This is a genomic window from Laedolimicola sp., from assembly GCF_051972735.1.
GTDB lineage: Bacteria > Bacillota > Clostridia > Lachnospirales > Lachnospiraceae > Laedolimicola > Laedolimicola intestinihominis.
The window spans coordinates 1-14757 of record NZ_JBOKYU010000030.1 but is presented as its reverse complement, the minus strand read 5'-3'; the positions used below and the strand labels follow the sequence as shown (position 1 = coordinate 14757).

Here is a 14757-nt window from a genome sequence, read left to right as displayed (position 1 = left end):
ATTAATACCTCCTCTTATCCTTTAACTCCTCATATAGAAGCTTATAATTATCGTATCGGATAGGACTTATCTTTTTCTCCTCCAAAGCCTCTTTGACGCCACAGCCCGGCTCATGGATATGGGCACAGCCCTGAAAGCGGCAGAAGGGCTCGTATTCCGCGATTTCCGGAAAATAGATTCCCAGCTCCTCCTTCTCCATCTCCGGCAGGTAAATGGAGCTGAAGCCCGGCGTATCGCAGATAAAGGTGTTCTCATCCAGGGCAAAAAGCTCCGAATGACGGGTGGTATGCTTTCCGCGCTCGATTTTCCGGCTGATGTCGCCGGTCTCCATCTCTGCCTCCGGGGAGAGCAGATTGATGAGGGATGATTTTCCTACGCCGGATGGTCCGGCCACGGTGGTGGTCTTTCCCTTCAGTAAATCGCGTACCGCCTGTATGCCCTCCTCCTTCGCCGCGCTGGTGAATATCACCTGATAGCCTGCGCTCTCGTAGGTGTTCTTAAGGAGCTGTAATTCTTCCGCGTCTACCATATCCTGCTTATTAAAGCAGACCACAGCCGGAACCTTCTGATACTGCATCAGGATCAGAAAGCGATCCAGCAGATTAAAATTGGGCTTTGGCTTCGCCGCCGCAAAGATGACCAGCGCCTGGTCGATATTGGCTACCGCCGGGCGGATCAGCTCATTTTTCCGGGGCAGTATTTCCTCAATGTTACCCTTTTTCTGTTCTTCATCCAGCACTTCCAGCCGGACATTGTCGCCCACCAGGGGCTTCACCTTCTGATTGCGGAAGGCTCCCTTTGCTTTACATTCATAGATACCGGATTCCGCTACGTGAACGTAGTAGAATCCGGCAATCCCTTTTACTATCTTTCCCTGCATGTAAATTCTGCTTTCGGTTATGGTTACTGTGTATTACCTTCTCCGCCCTCGGAAGGAGTAGACGGAGTCGGGGTCGGTTCCGGCGTCGGAGCGACATAAGCTCCGTATACGGTAATGCTGATGGCGGTTCCCTTAGATACAGAGGAACCCTTGGAGCTCCAGTCGTAGATACGTCCTGAATCTCCTTCACTGGGCGCTGCCGTACCCGTGGTCGTTCCGCCCAGAGTCAGACCTACCGATGACAGTGCTGTCTGCGCCTGGGAAGCATTCATACCGGACAGATCCGGAACGCTTACGCTCTCTGTACCCTTGCTGACCCAAATCTTAACCGTAGAACCAGCCGCTACTGTAGTTCCGTTACCCGGCTCGGTACGTGTCACCTGTCCGCTGGCTACAGAGCTGCTGTATTCATAATCTACGACTACCTTCAGACCCTTGCCCTGAGCCTTGCTTGTAGCCTCAGACTCGCTCATGCCACTGTAGTTGCCGATATAGACGTCCTTATTTTCCTTACCCTTACTGATGACATAGCTTACCTTGCTGTCCTTATCCACCTTGGTGCCTGCCTTCGGGCTCTGGGAAATGATATTGCCCTCGTCTACGGTATCACTGAACTCCTGGGAAGCCTGGCCGGAAGCCAGTCCTGCCGCCTTCAGAAGCTCCTTGGCCTTGGCCTCAGTCTTGCCGGTGATGGCCGGAACCTCTATCTGCTGATCCTCTTCCTTGCCCTTGCTGACTACAACGGTTACCACGCCGCTCTTGTCAATCTTCTTGCCTGCCGCCGGAGAAGTGGAGATAACCTTTCCTGCCGCCACATCCTCACTGGCTACCTCGGTAATATCCACCGTCAGTCCCAGCGCCTTCAGCGCGCTCTCGGCCTTTGCCTGGCTGTACCCCTTCACATCGGGCACTTCTACCTTTTCCCCGTCGCCGCATACGTCTACAATAATTGTGGTATTCGGATCCACCTTCGTACCAGCTTCCTCGCTCTGGCTGATGATCTGGCCCGCGTCATACTGATCGGAAGACTTGGTCTCGCCAAGCTTGATACCCAGGCCTACCTTGTTCAGCTCATCCTTTGCCTCGGAATAGCTTAACCCCAAGAGACTCGGAACCTCTACTTCCTCATTCAGAACGTCCGCAATCTCCGTATCATCGGTCTTCTTATTACCGGAACCCTTGCCGAAGCCCAGCACCTTGCCGATGATGACCGCCAGGATAATTACGATGATGATCGCGGCCACAATACCGCCGATGGTCATGATTTTCTCCATCTTCGGATCCAGGATGCCGTCGTTGTCTTCGTCATCCTCATCGTCGTCTGCTTCTTTTTCCTTCTTATCTTTTTTCAAAAAGCCGAAGATTCCGCCTTTACCGCGTTTTCCGTCGTCATAATCCTCATCGTACTCGTCATCCTCGTAATCTTCGTCTTCGTAGTCCTCGTCATCCTCATAATCTTCGTCGTCATAGTCCTCATCCTTTTCTGCGTTCAGGCGATCCAGATAAGCGTACTTGGACTCCGCGTCGTCGGCAGCCGCCGGAATCCGACCGGTCTCCCGCTTAATTTTCGAAATCTCATCCCGGGTGATGGCTACGGTCTTGGCTCCATCCGGCACGATCTCCTTGATAAAATTCACATCCGGCGTAAGCAGGGACTGCTTCAGATCCGCGATGAGCTCCGCCGCATTGGCATAACGGCGATCCGGGCTCTTCTCCGTACATTTCAGGATAATATGTTCCAGACTCACCGGCACATCGGAAGCGTAGACTCTGGGGGATACGATATCCTCCTGCAGGTGCTTCACCGCTACCACCACCGTGGTCTCCCCGTCGAAGGGCACCCGTCCGGTCACCATCTCGTACATGACGATACCCAGAGAGTAAATGTCGCTCTTGGCGTCGCTGTAACCGCCTCTGGCCTGCTCCGGGGACGTATAGTGTACAGATCCCATGGCGTCCGCCGTATTCGTATTGGAAGAGATGGATTTGGCGATACCGAAATCAGTCACCTTCACCTTGCCCTCCCGGGAAATGATGATATTCTGAGGCTTGATATCCCGATGTACAATCTGATTGTTATGGGCAATCTCCAGACCTGACGCCACCTGAATGGCAATACTGGTGGCCTCCTTCACCGTCAGACGTCCTTTCTTCTCGATATAAGTCTTCAGGGTGATGCCCTCTACCAGCTCCATGACGATGTAGAAGATATTCTGCTCGTCTCCCACGTCGTAGACATTCACGATATTCGGATGGGCCAACGCCGCCGCGGCCTGGGCCTCCTCTTTAAATTTGCGGACAAAATTCTTATCCTCCACAAACTCATCCTTCAGTACCTTTACCGCCACAAAACGGTTCAGCTTATGATCCTTTCCTTTAAAGACCTCTGCCATTCCGCCGGATCCGATTTTCTCCAGAATCTCGTAGCGGTCTCCTAAAAACATTCCAATTCTTACCATAATTTCACCTCATCATCCTATCCGCGTTATACACGCTCTATTAATACGACAGCAATGTTATCTCTTCCGCCGTTCTGGTTGGCTGCTCTTATAAGCTCCTTCGCACAGGATTCCAGATCCGTACGCAGCTCCACGATCTCTTTGATCTGCCGGTCGCTGACCATGTTTGTCAAACCGTCCGAGCACATCAGAAGGCATTCGCCCTTTTGAAGATCTGTGTCGAAATAATCCGGCTCCACCGTGTCCGACACGCCCATTGCTTTCGTAATAATATTTTTGTCGGGATGATTTCGTGCCTGTTCCTTTGAAATCTCTCCCATGCGGACCATTTCTTCTACCAGGGAATGATCCTCTGTGATCTGTTCGATCTTATCGCCGATTTTATACAGGCGGCTGTCGCCCACATTTACCACGTAGACCGCGTCGTTCTTCACTGTCGCCGCCACCAGCGTAGTTCCCATGCCCGTGTAGCTGTCCGACTCCCCCGCCTTCTCCAAAAGCTTCTGGTTCGCATATTGGAACGCGCCCTTCAGAATCTGATAGGGAATGGTCTGCATACTCTTGGACACCGCTTCCTGTACCTTCGCCACCGTATATTCAGAGGCCAGATCGCCAGCTTTGTGGCCGCCCATGCCGTCCGCTACCAGAAACAGGTTCGGAAGGTTTCCGATGGGCTCTTCCGATACGGAAATATAGTCCTGATTGATCTCACGGCATTTCCCGATGTCCTTCATGCCCCAGGCTTTCAGCATCTGATCCCTCCTCTCCGGGTTCTCCGCTTTTCAGATAACGTCTGCGCAGCTGTCCGCAGGCGCCGTCGATATCGCGGCCCATTTCTCTTCTAATAGTAACATTTATCCCGTATTTTTCAAGTTCCTTTTTGAAATTACCGATGACCTCTTTTTTCGGCTGCACAAAGCTCCGCTCTGTCACCGGATTTACAGGAATCAGGTTTATATGACTGTGAATGGGTTTCGCCAGAGCCGCAAGACGCCTCGCGTCCTCCGGGTGATCGTTCACACCGCCTACCAGGCTGTACTCGAAGGTCATCCGACGCCCGGTTTTCTGATGATAATACGCGCAGGCATCCAATACCTCCGACAGCGGATACTTATTGGCAATGGGCATCAGTTCCGCACGCTTTTCCTGTGTCACTGCATGAAGCGACAGTGCCAGGGTAATCGCCAGATTCTCATCCGCCAGCTGCCGGATCCGCGGCACGATACCACAGGTGGAGACTGTCAGATTCCGCTGGCTGATATTCAGTCCGTTTTCATCCGTCAAAAGCCGGATAAAACGAAGCAGGTTATCGTAATTATCCAGCGGTTCGCCGGTTCCCATGACCACCACATTGGAGACACGCTCGCCGCTGTCCTTCTGGATCCGGTAAATCTGATCCAGCATTTCCGAGGGCTTTAAGGAGCGCACCACACCGCCGATGGTGGATGCGCAGAAGCGACAGCCCATGCGGCAGCCTACCTGGGAGGAGATGCAGACGGAATTGCCGTGATGATAGCGCATCAGGACACTCTCGATCACATTGCCGTCAGCGAGGCGAAACAGGTATTTGCATGTTCCGTCCAGCCGGGATCGCTGTACCTCTACAATCTCCAGATTGGTGTATTCATATTCGTTTTTCAGAAGCTCCCGTAAGCTTTTGGAGAGGTTGCTCATCTCGTCAAAGCCGGAAGCAAGCTTTCCATGCATCCAGTTATAGAGCTGACCCGCCCGGAAAGCTTTTTCCCCGTGTGCCTGAAGCTCACCCTTCAGCTCCTCCAGAGTCAGGGATTTGATATCTCTCTGTTCCATATTTATTTTCCAATTTTCCTTCTGAATTTCGCAATGAAAAAGCCATCGCACTGATGGACTCCCGGAAGCAGCTGTAGGTATCCCTGCTTCGTGGTTTCGCTCCGAAGCTTCTCCGGCAGGCAGTCGTCCAGGGATACCGCCTCATATGGAAAATGGGACAGAAACCAGCGGACGTTTTCCTCGTTTTCGCCCCGGTTGATGGTACAGGTGCTGTATACAAGGGTTCCGCCGGGCTTCACGTAAGCCTCTGCGGTGCTTAAGATCTTCCGCTGAAGCTCCTGCAATTCCTGCTGCTGTTCCTTACTCATGCGGTACTTGATGTCTGTCTTTTTTGACAGAACGCCCAAACCCGAGCAGGGCAGATCCGCCAGCAGTACATCTGCTTTTTCCTTTGAGGCCTCATCATATACACAGGCGTCCTTCACGGACACTGTTACATTTGTCACGCCTAACCGTTCCGCGTTATCCCGAATCATTTCCGCCTTGTAGTCCGTCAGGTCTCTTGCGTCCACGCCGCCCGTCTCTCCGGCCTTTTCCGCCAGATACAGGCTCTTGCCGCCGGGGGCCGCGCATACGTCGATGCAGTGATCTCCCGCTTTTACGCCCGCGATTTCTACTGCCAGCATGGAGCTTACGTCCTGGACCTGGAACAGTCCCTCACGGAATTCATCGAGGCCGCCCAGATAATCGAAGCCGTCCATCTGCAGCGCACCGTCGATGTAGGGCGCCGGCCGCATATGGATACCCCGGGCTTCCAGCCGGACCTTCAGATCTGCCGGACTGATCCGGTTCCGATTGACACGGATCGTCAGCGGCTCTTTTTCATAAAAAGCTGCCAGCATAGTTTCCGTCTGCTCCCGCCCGTAGCTTGTAAGCCACTCCTTTACCATCCATTCCGGCATGGAATAACGCACAGACAGGTAACGCACCGGTTCTTTTTCCGGCGGCAGCTTTACCGTTGAAAGATTTCGGGCAATGTTCCGTAAAACGCCGTTTACAAAGCCCTTCAGCTGTCGGAAGCCCTTTTTCTGGGCCAGCTTCACCGCTTCGTTGCACACGGCGGAATCCGGCACACTGTCCATATATTTAAGCTGATAGACCGACATCCGAAGAAGCTCCCGGATGACCGGTTTTTGTTTCCTTACTTTTACACTGGAAAACTGATCGATGATGTAATCCAGCTCAATCCGCCGCTCGAGAGTTCCCTCCACCAGGCGGGTTAAAAAGGCGCGCTCCTGCTTTTCCAGATACTGGTATTTATCCAGTACATTCCGAAGCGCAATGTGGCTGTACTCCTCGCCTGCAGATACCTCCAGCAGAATCCCCAGAGCCAGCTCACGGATATCCGTTCCTTTAGTCACGATTTCTTCTTCCTCCAAAGAGTATCAGGAGACGTAACAGAGACAGGATAGAAGCCGCTGCAGCCGCCACGTAGGTCATGGCCGCCGCGCTTAAGACCTTCCTGGTATCCCGAATCTCATCTCCGTATAAGATTCCTGTATTTCCCAGAATCTGGATCGCCCGATGGGACGCGTCGAACTCCACCGGCAAGGTCACCAGCTGGAACAGTACGCCCAGGGAGAACAGCAGAATTCCCAGATTAACGAGAAATGAACTGCTTCCGAAAATCAGTCCGATGATGATAATCGGCCAGGCCGCCTGGGTTCCGAAATTTGCCACCGGCACCAACGCATTGCGGAAGCGAAGGGGAAAATAATCCTTATCGTCCTGCACCGCATGGCCGCACTCGTGGGCTGCTACGCCGAGAGCCGCTACGGAAGTGGAATTATACACCACATCCGACAGACGTAATACCCGGTTCTTCGGATCGTAATGATCGGTCAGTTCGCCGCTGACATGCTCGATACGCACATCGTAGATGCCATTGGCCCGCAGAATCTGGTCTGCCACCTGCGCTCCGGTCAGGCCGGACATACTGCGTACCCGGCTGTATTTGGAATAGGTGGTTTTCACCTTGGCCGAAGCCCACAGGGAAATCACCACGCCAATCAGTACTAAAATATAAGTGGGATCAAAATAATAACCATAGCCATATCCATAAGGCATACTGTAACACTCCTTTCACTCATCTGCCCTTGCCGGGGCAGACCGGAATCCCAATGAGGGGTTTCTTTACCTAACCAAGCCTTGTGCCCGGCTCCAGGTGATAACCCCGCAAGAAGGCTCCCGTATCCATCCGTTTCTTACCCTGAAGCTGAAGCTCTGTAATCTCCAATACTCCTTCGCCGCAGGCCACACAGACAGTTTCTTTCGTCACTCTTATGATCTCCCCACAGGCAGCATTTTCAACTGCTCTCTCACAGACCCGCGCAGACCAGATTTTCAGGATCTTGTCTCCAAGCTTTGTATAAGCGCTGGGCCACGGATTCAAGCCCCGGATCAGCCGTTCCAGCTTCTCCGCGCTCTCATTCCAATTCAAATTACCCATGTCCTTGGTCAGCATCCGCGCGTATTCCGTCGGGCTCTCGCCCTGTTTCTCCGGCTTTAATTCACCCTTTGGCAGCTTCTCCAGCGCTTCCGCGCAGAGATTCGCGCCAAGTGTACTCAGACGGTCAAAAAGGCTGCCGCCCGTCTCGTCCGCCGCAAGCTCCAGACTTCCTTTCAGAAGCATATCGCCGGTATCCAGTCCCTCGTCCATCTGCATGATGGTCACGCCACTCTCCTTCTCGCCGTCGATGACCGCCCACTGAATCGGGGCCGCGCCCCGGTATTTGGGAAGCAGGGAAGCATGGACGTTGATACAGCCGTACTGCTTCATCTCCAGAATGGCCTTCGGGATAATCTGACCAAAGGCGATGACTACGATCACATCAGCCTCCGTATCACGAAGCTTCCCGATCACTTCCGGATCCCGCACCTTCTTCGGCTGATAGACCGGCAGACCGTGCTTCAGGGCCGCCTCCTTCACCGGCGTGGGCTGCAGCTCATGACCGCGTCCCTTTGGTTTATCCGGCTGAGATACCACCAGGGTAATCTCATGTCCCGCCGCAATCAGCGCTTCCAGTGTCCCCACAGAAAAATCCGGGGTTCCCATAAAAATGATTTTCATACGTATTTACTCCTCGTCATCATCGCCGGTCTCTACATCGTAGAGATCGCCTTCCACCAGATCCACATACAGCTTACCGTCCAGGTGATCCAGCTCATGACAGATGGCACGTGCCAGCAGTCCTTCGGCCTCCACCTCATAGCGCTCCATATTCTCATTGTAGGCTTCCGCTTTTACATAATTCGGGCGACGTACCATACCGGCCTTACCCGGTACGCTTAAGCACCCCTCGCTGCCCTCCTGCTCGCCCGCAGTCTCCAGGATACGCGGATTGATCATGGTATAGGGCGTTCCGTCCGTGTCGATCACCACGATTCTCTTTAAGATACCAACCTGCGGAGCAGCCAGGCCCACGCCCATAGCTTCGTACATGGTATCGTACATGTCATCGATGAGCTCCTGAATCTTCGGAGTCATCTCTTTGACCTCGCGGCAGTTTTTGCGGAGAATGTCGTCTCCCAGCTCTCTGATATTTCTGATTGCCATTTTTTGTTTCCTTCCTTTCTCTCCCGTTACCGTTCACTTCGTTCACAGTAACACGCTTCGCGGTACAGTAACTGTGAACAGTGGTTTCCCCTTAAAAAGGATTCACGGGATCCATATCAAACTGTATATTGAAGGTGGAAAGCTGCTTCTCCTTCGGAAGCACTGCTTCCAGCCATCCCTTCCATTCTGTCAAATAATTCATTTCCGTGCATTTCAGATACAGCACCTTGCGATAGACGTCCTTCAGCTTAGACAGACCTGCGTCTGAAGGGCCGATAAGAGCGATTTCCTGCCGGGTATGGGACATAGCCAGTGCCTTCAGCCGCACCGCGCCCTGGTTCAGGGCTTCCTCGTCCTCCGACATGAGGTAAAGCGCCATCAGATGTGCCGCCGGGGGATAGTTCATCATCCGCCGGAATGCCATTTCCTTTTCAAAAAACGCTTTGTAATCCTGATTTGCCGCCGTCTCAATGCTGTAGTGATCGGGACTGTAGGTCTGAATTACTGCCGTTCCGGGCGTAGTGCCTCTACCTGCCCGTCCCGCCGCCTGCACCAGCAGCTGAAAGGTGCGCTCCGCCGCCCGGTAGTCGCCTGCGTACAGCGACAAATCCGCCGCCAGCGCACCCACCAGGGTTACTCCCGGAAAATCGTGTCCCTTTACAATCATCTGGGTACCCACCAGAATATCGGCCTGCTTCTTTGAAAATGCTTCCAGAATCCGCTCATAGCCGCCTTTCTGTCTCGTGGTATCGAAATCCATCCGCAGAATCCGCGCTCCCGGAAATGTCTTCGCGGCAGCCTCCGCCACCTGCTGGGTGCCTGCCCGGAAAGCCCCGATGTAGGCCGATCCGCAGGAAGGACATTTCTTCGGCTGGACTGTCTGATATCCGCAGTAATGACAAACCATCCTGCCCCCATGGTGCAGGGATAAAGACACATCGCAATGTGGACATTTTATCACATGTCCGCAAGCTCTGCAAGAAACAAAGCCCGCATAGCCCCGCCGGTTCAGGAAAAGCATGATCTGCTCGCCCTTTCGCAGCCGGTCTTCCATAAGCTCCTTTAACCGGGCGCTGAAGATGGAGCGGTTTCCCATGCGAAGCTCTTCCCGGAGATCCACCACCTCGGTCTCTGGCATGGCACGGTTTTCCACCCGGAACGGCAATTCATAAAGCCGGTAAAGGCCCTCTTTTGTACGTTCATAGGAATCTACCGACGGGGTCGCCGAGCCCAGCACCACAAAGGCTCCGCACATGCGGGCACGCTCGATGGCCGCCTCCCTGGCGTGGTAGCGGGGGGCATTTTCACTCTTGTAGCTGCCCTCATGCTCCTCGTCGATGACGATGACGCCCAGCCTGGGAAATGGTGTAAACAGGGCGGAACGGGGACCTATCATGACTTTCACCTCGCCCCGTCTGGCCCGCTCGAACTGGTCGTAACGCTCCCCGGCGGACAGCTTCGAATGGATAATCGACACCTGGTCGCCGAAGCGCCGGTAAAACCGCAGCACCGTCTGAAAGGTCAGCGCAATCTCGGGAATCAGCACGACGGCCTCTTTTCCCTGCTCCAGCACCGCCGCAATCAGCTCCATATAGACCTCGGTTTTTCCGCTGCCGGTAACGCCGTGAATCAGAGAAGGCCGCAGGTCGCCTGCTGCCGCGCGCGCCGCCACATCCTCCACGATGGCCTGCTGGGCTGGGTAGAGGGTGAAGGGATGTGCCTGTACCTCAGATGGTCGAACCGGGTTACGGAAAATGGTGTCGGATTCGATGCGGATGAGGCCAAGCTCCATCAGCTTCCGCGCGGTGGCGGCGGTCAGACCAAGCTCCTTCTGGGCTGCCGCGTAGTCCATGTCCTGCCCGGTTTGCTCCAGCAAGGCTTTTATGATCCGGACCCGGGCGGTCTGGTGCTTTCGCTCCATCTCCGCAAGGGCCGCCTCCGCCTCTTCTTTCGTCACCGCCAGCCGCACTTTTCTAGAAATTTTTTCCTGCACACTTTTTTTCACCGGAAGCACTGTTTTTAATGCCTGATTCATGGTGGAGCCGTAAGTGCGGCGCATCCAGGCCGCCAGAGCGATGAGCTGGCCCTCCAGCCGGATGCCCTTTTCCGCCAGTCCCAGGATGGGCTTCAATTTCTTCTCATCCCATTCACAGGTATCAGTCAGCTCCAGCACGTAACCGGTCAGAGTCCGCCCCCCGTTTCCGAAGGGGATCCGGACCTGCATACCTTCCTTCAGGATACCCTGCAGTTCTTCGGGAACCCGGTACTGGAAGGTCCGGTCCAGCTTTTCCAGGGAAATATCTACAATGATATTGGCAAATTTCACTTTCTACCTAACTCCTCCAGAACCTCCGCGATAAGCACCCGCTCGTCCATGGGATGCTTGACTCCGCAGATTTCCTGATAGTCCTCGTGGCCCTTCCCGGCCAGGACGATGACGTCGCCGGGCCGGCCGTTCTCAATCACGTAGCGGATGGCTTCTTTCCGGTCAATGATTTCCACATATTTTCCACTGGTCTTGGCAATACCGGTCTTGATATCGTCGATGATGGCCTGGGGTTCCTCGAAACGGGGATTATCGGAGGTGATGACGGTCAGATCCGCCAGATTGCCGGACACCTCTCCCATCTCATAGCGGCGCAGCTTGGAGCGGTTGCCGCCGCAGCCGAACAGGCAGACCAGACGCTTCGGATTGTATTCCTTCAAGGTGGTCAGCAGACTTTCCAGGCTCATGGCATTGTGGGCATAGTCGATCATCAGGGTAAAGTCGTCGGAGACCTTCACCTTCTCGATACGTCCCTTGGTCTGTACCACTTCGAGAGCTGCCAGCATATCCTCCTTCGGAATGTCAAAATGACGGCAGACTGCGATAGCTACCAGGGAATTGTATACACTGAAGCGGCCCGGCATATCGATTTCCACATCGAAATTCAGAAGACCTGATACGTGATAGTCTACGCCCAAAAAGCCCGGACGATTCACCAGCTTCAAATCGGATGCCCGAAGATCCGCCTTTTCGAAAAAGCCATAGGTTTCCACCTTGCAGGTGTGACCCCTCAGGATATCGCTGCAGTGCTCGTCATCCGCATTTACGATACCGATATCGCACTGGCGGAACAGGCGGCTCTTGCACTCCATGTATTCCTCAAAGCTGGCATGCTCATTTTCTCCGATGTGGTCGGGAGCCAGATTCGTAAAGATGCCGATGTCGAACCGGATGCCTGCGGTGCGGTGAAGCTTCAGGCCCTGAGAGGAGACTTCCATAACCGCAACCTTGCAGCCTGCCGCCACCATCTGGGCGAAATATTCCTGCACCTCGTAGGATTCCGGCGTGGTGTTGTGGGCCGGGATGTGCTTGTCGCCGATGATGACCTCGATGGTTCCGATGAGGCCAGTGCTTATCCCAGCGTGCTCCAGTATGGAACGGATCATGAAGGTGGTGGTAGTCTTGCCCTTGGTGCCGGTGATGCCGATGACCTTCAGCTTCTTCGCGGGATATCCGAAGTAGGCCGCGGAAATCAGGGCCAGGGCGTACCGGGTGTCCTCCACCAGAACTACGGCTGTGCCTGCCGGTACGTCCACCGGATGTTCAGCCACGATAACCACCGCGCCGTTTTTTGCCGCTTCGCCTGCCACATCATGACTATCGAAGGTGGCGCCCTTGATGCAGACGAACATGCACTCCTTCTTTACTTTTCTGGTATTGTATACAAGCTCGCTGACGTTGACGTCGATGCTGCCGCTCAGGACTTCGTATTTCAGATCTTTCAGTAATTCGCGTGCTGCTCTCATATGCTGCCTCCTTATACTAAAACCATTCAAAATCATTTATGCCAATGATTTTATTTTTTAACTTCTATGTTTTATGGTTCTGATAATAATCTCAATTCTAATAGATGCGTTATTTTTCAACCAGGATCTCGTACGCGGTCCGGAAGCTCTTACCTGCCTCCAGGCTCTGCTCGCCATACTTATCCTTCAATTCGCCAGTAAAGCCCTTGTTATCGCAACGGCCCAGCCAGGGCTCCAGGCAGATAAACGGGGCATTTTTCTGTACCGGGGACCAGATTCCTACGTGCTGCGCGTCCGGGCAGATGAGGGTGACGCGCTTGGTACCGTCCGCCTCCTGAAGGCTTACCTTCTTTACCTGGCCCTCATCGAAAACCATGGTGTCGGCGTCAAAGGTATGCTCACCAACTGTGTATACATGATCTGTCAGCGCCAGCGTCGCCGGATGCTCCGCATCCGCGGTTCCGGTGGGCAGATCAATACCGGTGCAGGATAATTTGTCCATACCCTCAAATATCAGACGGCAACCCATGACGGAATCCACGTTGAAGGCCGGATGGCCGCCGATGGAATAGTACAGGGTCTTGGTATCGGTGTTTTTCACGGTCCACTCTACGCTGATATGATTCTCTGTAAGTCTGTGGGTTACCAGAAGCTCGAAGTCAAACGGGTAATTTTTCTTCGTATCCCCGGTGGATACCAGGCGGTGTGTTACAGCCGTGGCGCTTCGCTCCACGCATTCGAATTCGCTGTCCCGGGCAAAACCGTGGGCGCTCATGGTATATTCATTTCCTTCATAATGATAGACTCCGCCGTTCAGCTTGCCCACGAAGGGAAAGAGAATCGGCGCGTGCCGTCCCCAATACTCCGGGTCCGCGTTCCACAGAACCTCCCTCTCCTTCTTCTTATCATACACGCGGGAAAGCTCAGCCCCCGCGTCATTCACTTCTACTACAAGATATGCATTCTCCAATGTCCGCATTTCTGCCATCTCGATACCTCCTGCCCGGCCATGCCGCCGGTTCTTCTTCTTTACCCGCCGCCTCGCTTTGCGGCAGAGTACACTTTTACATCTTGCGCTATTATATCATATCCTTCGGATATGCCGCTCCGCTTTGGATGCCATCCGGCAGGATATAATGTCTGGCGACATTATATCATATCCTGCCTTCCATTTCCAATCCTTACGGTTGATTTTCGTTTCTGTTAAGATTTTCATAAGGAAATCCGTCCTTTTTTTATCATTCTTTTAGAATCTGGACATACTTTGAACACATTTCCTGCTTATAATAAACGTCAGATAGTTGATTAAGACATCACTATCTCCCCCCTCATAAGAAAAGAAAAGCCGCCCGACATCCGGGCGGTTTTTCTTAGTTTTCGGGAGAATACTATTTGCATTTCGGGTATGAAAGTGGTAGTATAGACATATCATAAAGAAATGGCTTGATTTAATTAAAAACAACAGGTGAAAGCCTTTCTGCTTAACGCCTGTTTTCCGCAGATATAGTTCATCGGTAGAACACCAGCTTCCCAAGCTGGGGAGGCGGGTTCGATTCCCGTTATCTGCTCTCAACAGCAAAATTCAGGAAAGGAGAACGCCTTTCCAGCTCCATAAAGAATCCCCGGGAATTTTCTCTTCCCGGGGAAATTTCTACTCTATTGGCATTTTCAACAATTCTTGATAGTCCACGTCAAAGACTTTCGCAAAGCATCGGCAAGCTCCCTTTGTGACCAGCCTTTTGCTATCCTCAGATTCCGAATGGCTGCGCCTGCTATGTTATTCATATCATTCACCTTGTTCTTGTACATAACCCACCCATTGACACTTATGTCAAAAAAGAATGTTACAAAAAATGGAAACATTATATGAAAATAGATCATACACTCTGTTTTTTGCAATATTTTATCCTGCAAATTTATCATTGTAACGAATATGCATATCTTCCCAATCCATGAACAATACGTAAAATACTTTCCCGTATTGCGGGCTCTCTACAATTCTTCCATGATCAAGAACAGAAAAATAAGTTCCGTCAGCTTTTCGAAGATGAAAGTGAATATAGTCATTTTCATTGCCGTTGTCAATCTGTTCCCAGATACTTGATTCTATCTGTTGCTGTTCATCTTCACGAATCAAGTTGCGAAAACTTTTCTCGGTAAGTCTGAACAGTTCATCTATATCTTTATATCCGGACATATGAAGAAATTCATCATTTGCAAAAATTAGTTCATCATCTTCTTTGTCAGCTCTGTATATGATG

At 52.7% G+C, this 14757-nt stretch carries 12 protein-coding genes and 1 tRNA gene; 1 reads left to right on the top strand and 12 read right to left on the bottom strand.

What is annotated here, in order from left to right; translation table 11 throughout:
- Position 1 precedes the first annotated feature (1 nt).
- The 11 genes from rsgA to ACTRC3_RS08115 form a co-directional block, all read right to left on the bottom strand.
- Positions 2 to 880 carry a ribosome small subunit-dependent GTPase A gene (gene rsgA / locus ACTRC3_RS08165; protein WP_178039898.1) on the bottom strand — a complete coding sequence of 293 codons (879 nt, stop codon included), beginning with the start codon at positions 878 to 880 and terminating at the stop codon, positions 2 to 4.
- 23 nt (positions 881 to 903) lie between these two features.
- On the bottom strand, positions 904 to 3339 hold the full coding sequence (gene pknB, locus ACTRC3_RS08160) for a Stk1 family PASTA domain-containing Ser/Thr kinase (protein ID WP_440322725.1): 2436 nt from the start codon (positions 3337 to 3339) through the stop codon (positions 904 to 906).
- Between the two features lie 26 nt (positions 3340 to 3365).
- Entirely contained in the window at positions 3366 to 4091 is a 726-nt protein-coding gene (locus ACTRC3_RS08155) for a Stp1/IreP family PP2C-type Ser/Thr phosphatase (RefSeq protein WP_349163273.1), read from the bottom strand.
- Positions 4048 to 5148: a 23S rRNA (adenine(2503)-C(2))-methyltransferase RlmN gene (gene rlmN / locus ACTRC3_RS08150; protein ID WP_178039895.1), complete on the bottom strand. Its 1101-nt coding sequence runs from the start codon at positions 5146 to 5148 to the stop codon at positions 4048 to 4050. The genes ACTRC3_RS08155 and rlmN overlap by 44 nt, the downstream gene beginning before the upstream one ends.
- A gap of 2 nt (positions 5149 to 5150) precedes the next feature.
- Positions 5151 to 6509 (bottom strand): 16S rRNA (cytosine(967)-C(5))-methyltransferase RsmB, encoded by a 1359-nt coding sequence (gene rsmB / locus ACTRC3_RS08145; RefSeq protein WP_440322724.1) that lies wholly within the window; start codon positions 6507 to 6509, stop codon positions 5151 to 5153.
- Complete coding sequence (locus tag ACTRC3_RS08140) at positions 6502 to 7215, bottom strand: zinc metallopeptidase (protein ID WP_178039893.1); 714 nt, start codon at positions 7213 to 7215, stop codon at positions 6502 to 6504. Before ACTRC3_RS08140 ends, rsmB begins: the two co-directional genes overlap by 8 nt.
- A gap of 70 nt (positions 7216 to 7285) precedes the next feature.
- Positions 7286 to 8218: a methionyl-tRNA formyltransferase gene (gene fmt, locus ACTRC3_RS08135; RefSeq protein WP_440322723.1), complete on the bottom strand. Its 933-nt coding sequence runs from the start codon at positions 8216 to 8218 to the stop codon at positions 7286 to 7288.
- A 6-nt stretch (positions 8219 to 8224) separates the two neighbouring features.
- A complete protein-coding gene (gene def, locus ACTRC3_RS08130; protein ID WP_178039891.1) occupies positions 8225 to 8704 on the bottom strand; it encodes a peptide deformylase in 480 nt (159 codons plus the stop codon).
- 91 nt (positions 8705 to 8795) lie between these two features.
- Positions 8796 to 11030, bottom strand: coding sequence for a replication restart helicase PriA (gene priA, locus ACTRC3_RS08125; RefSeq protein WP_440322722.1), 2235 nt, complete (start codon positions 11028 to 11030; stop codon positions 8796 to 8798).
- A complete protein-coding gene (locus ACTRC3_RS08120; RefSeq protein WP_440322721.1) occupies positions 11027 to 12496 on the bottom strand; it encodes a UDP-N-acetylmuramoyl-L-alanyl-D-glutamate--2,6-diaminopimelate ligase in 1470 nt (489 codons plus the stop codon). The genes priA and ACTRC3_RS08120 overlap by 4 nt, the downstream gene beginning before the upstream one ends.
- A gap of 109 nt (positions 12497 to 12605) precedes the next feature.
- Positions 12606 to 13484, bottom strand: coding sequence for an aldose 1-epimerase family protein (locus ACTRC3_RS08115; RefSeq protein WP_440322720.1), 879 nt, complete (start codon positions 13482 to 13484; stop codon positions 12606 to 12608).
- A 509-nt stretch (positions 13485 to 13993) separates the two neighbouring features.
- On the opposite strand from ACTRC3_RS08115, the gene ACTRC3_RS08110 reads away from it, so the two are divergent.
- Positions 13994 to 14064 (top strand) — tRNA-Gly (locus ACTRC3_RS08110).
- A 335-nt stretch (positions 14065 to 14399) separates the two neighbouring features.
- Here ACTRC3_RS08110 and ACTRC3_RS08105 read toward each other — a convergent pair.
- Positions 14400 to 14757, bottom strand: a 358-nt coding sequence (locus ACTRC3_RS08105; protein WP_440322719.1) for a PAS domain-containing protein, incomplete at its 5' end; no start/stop codon positions are given.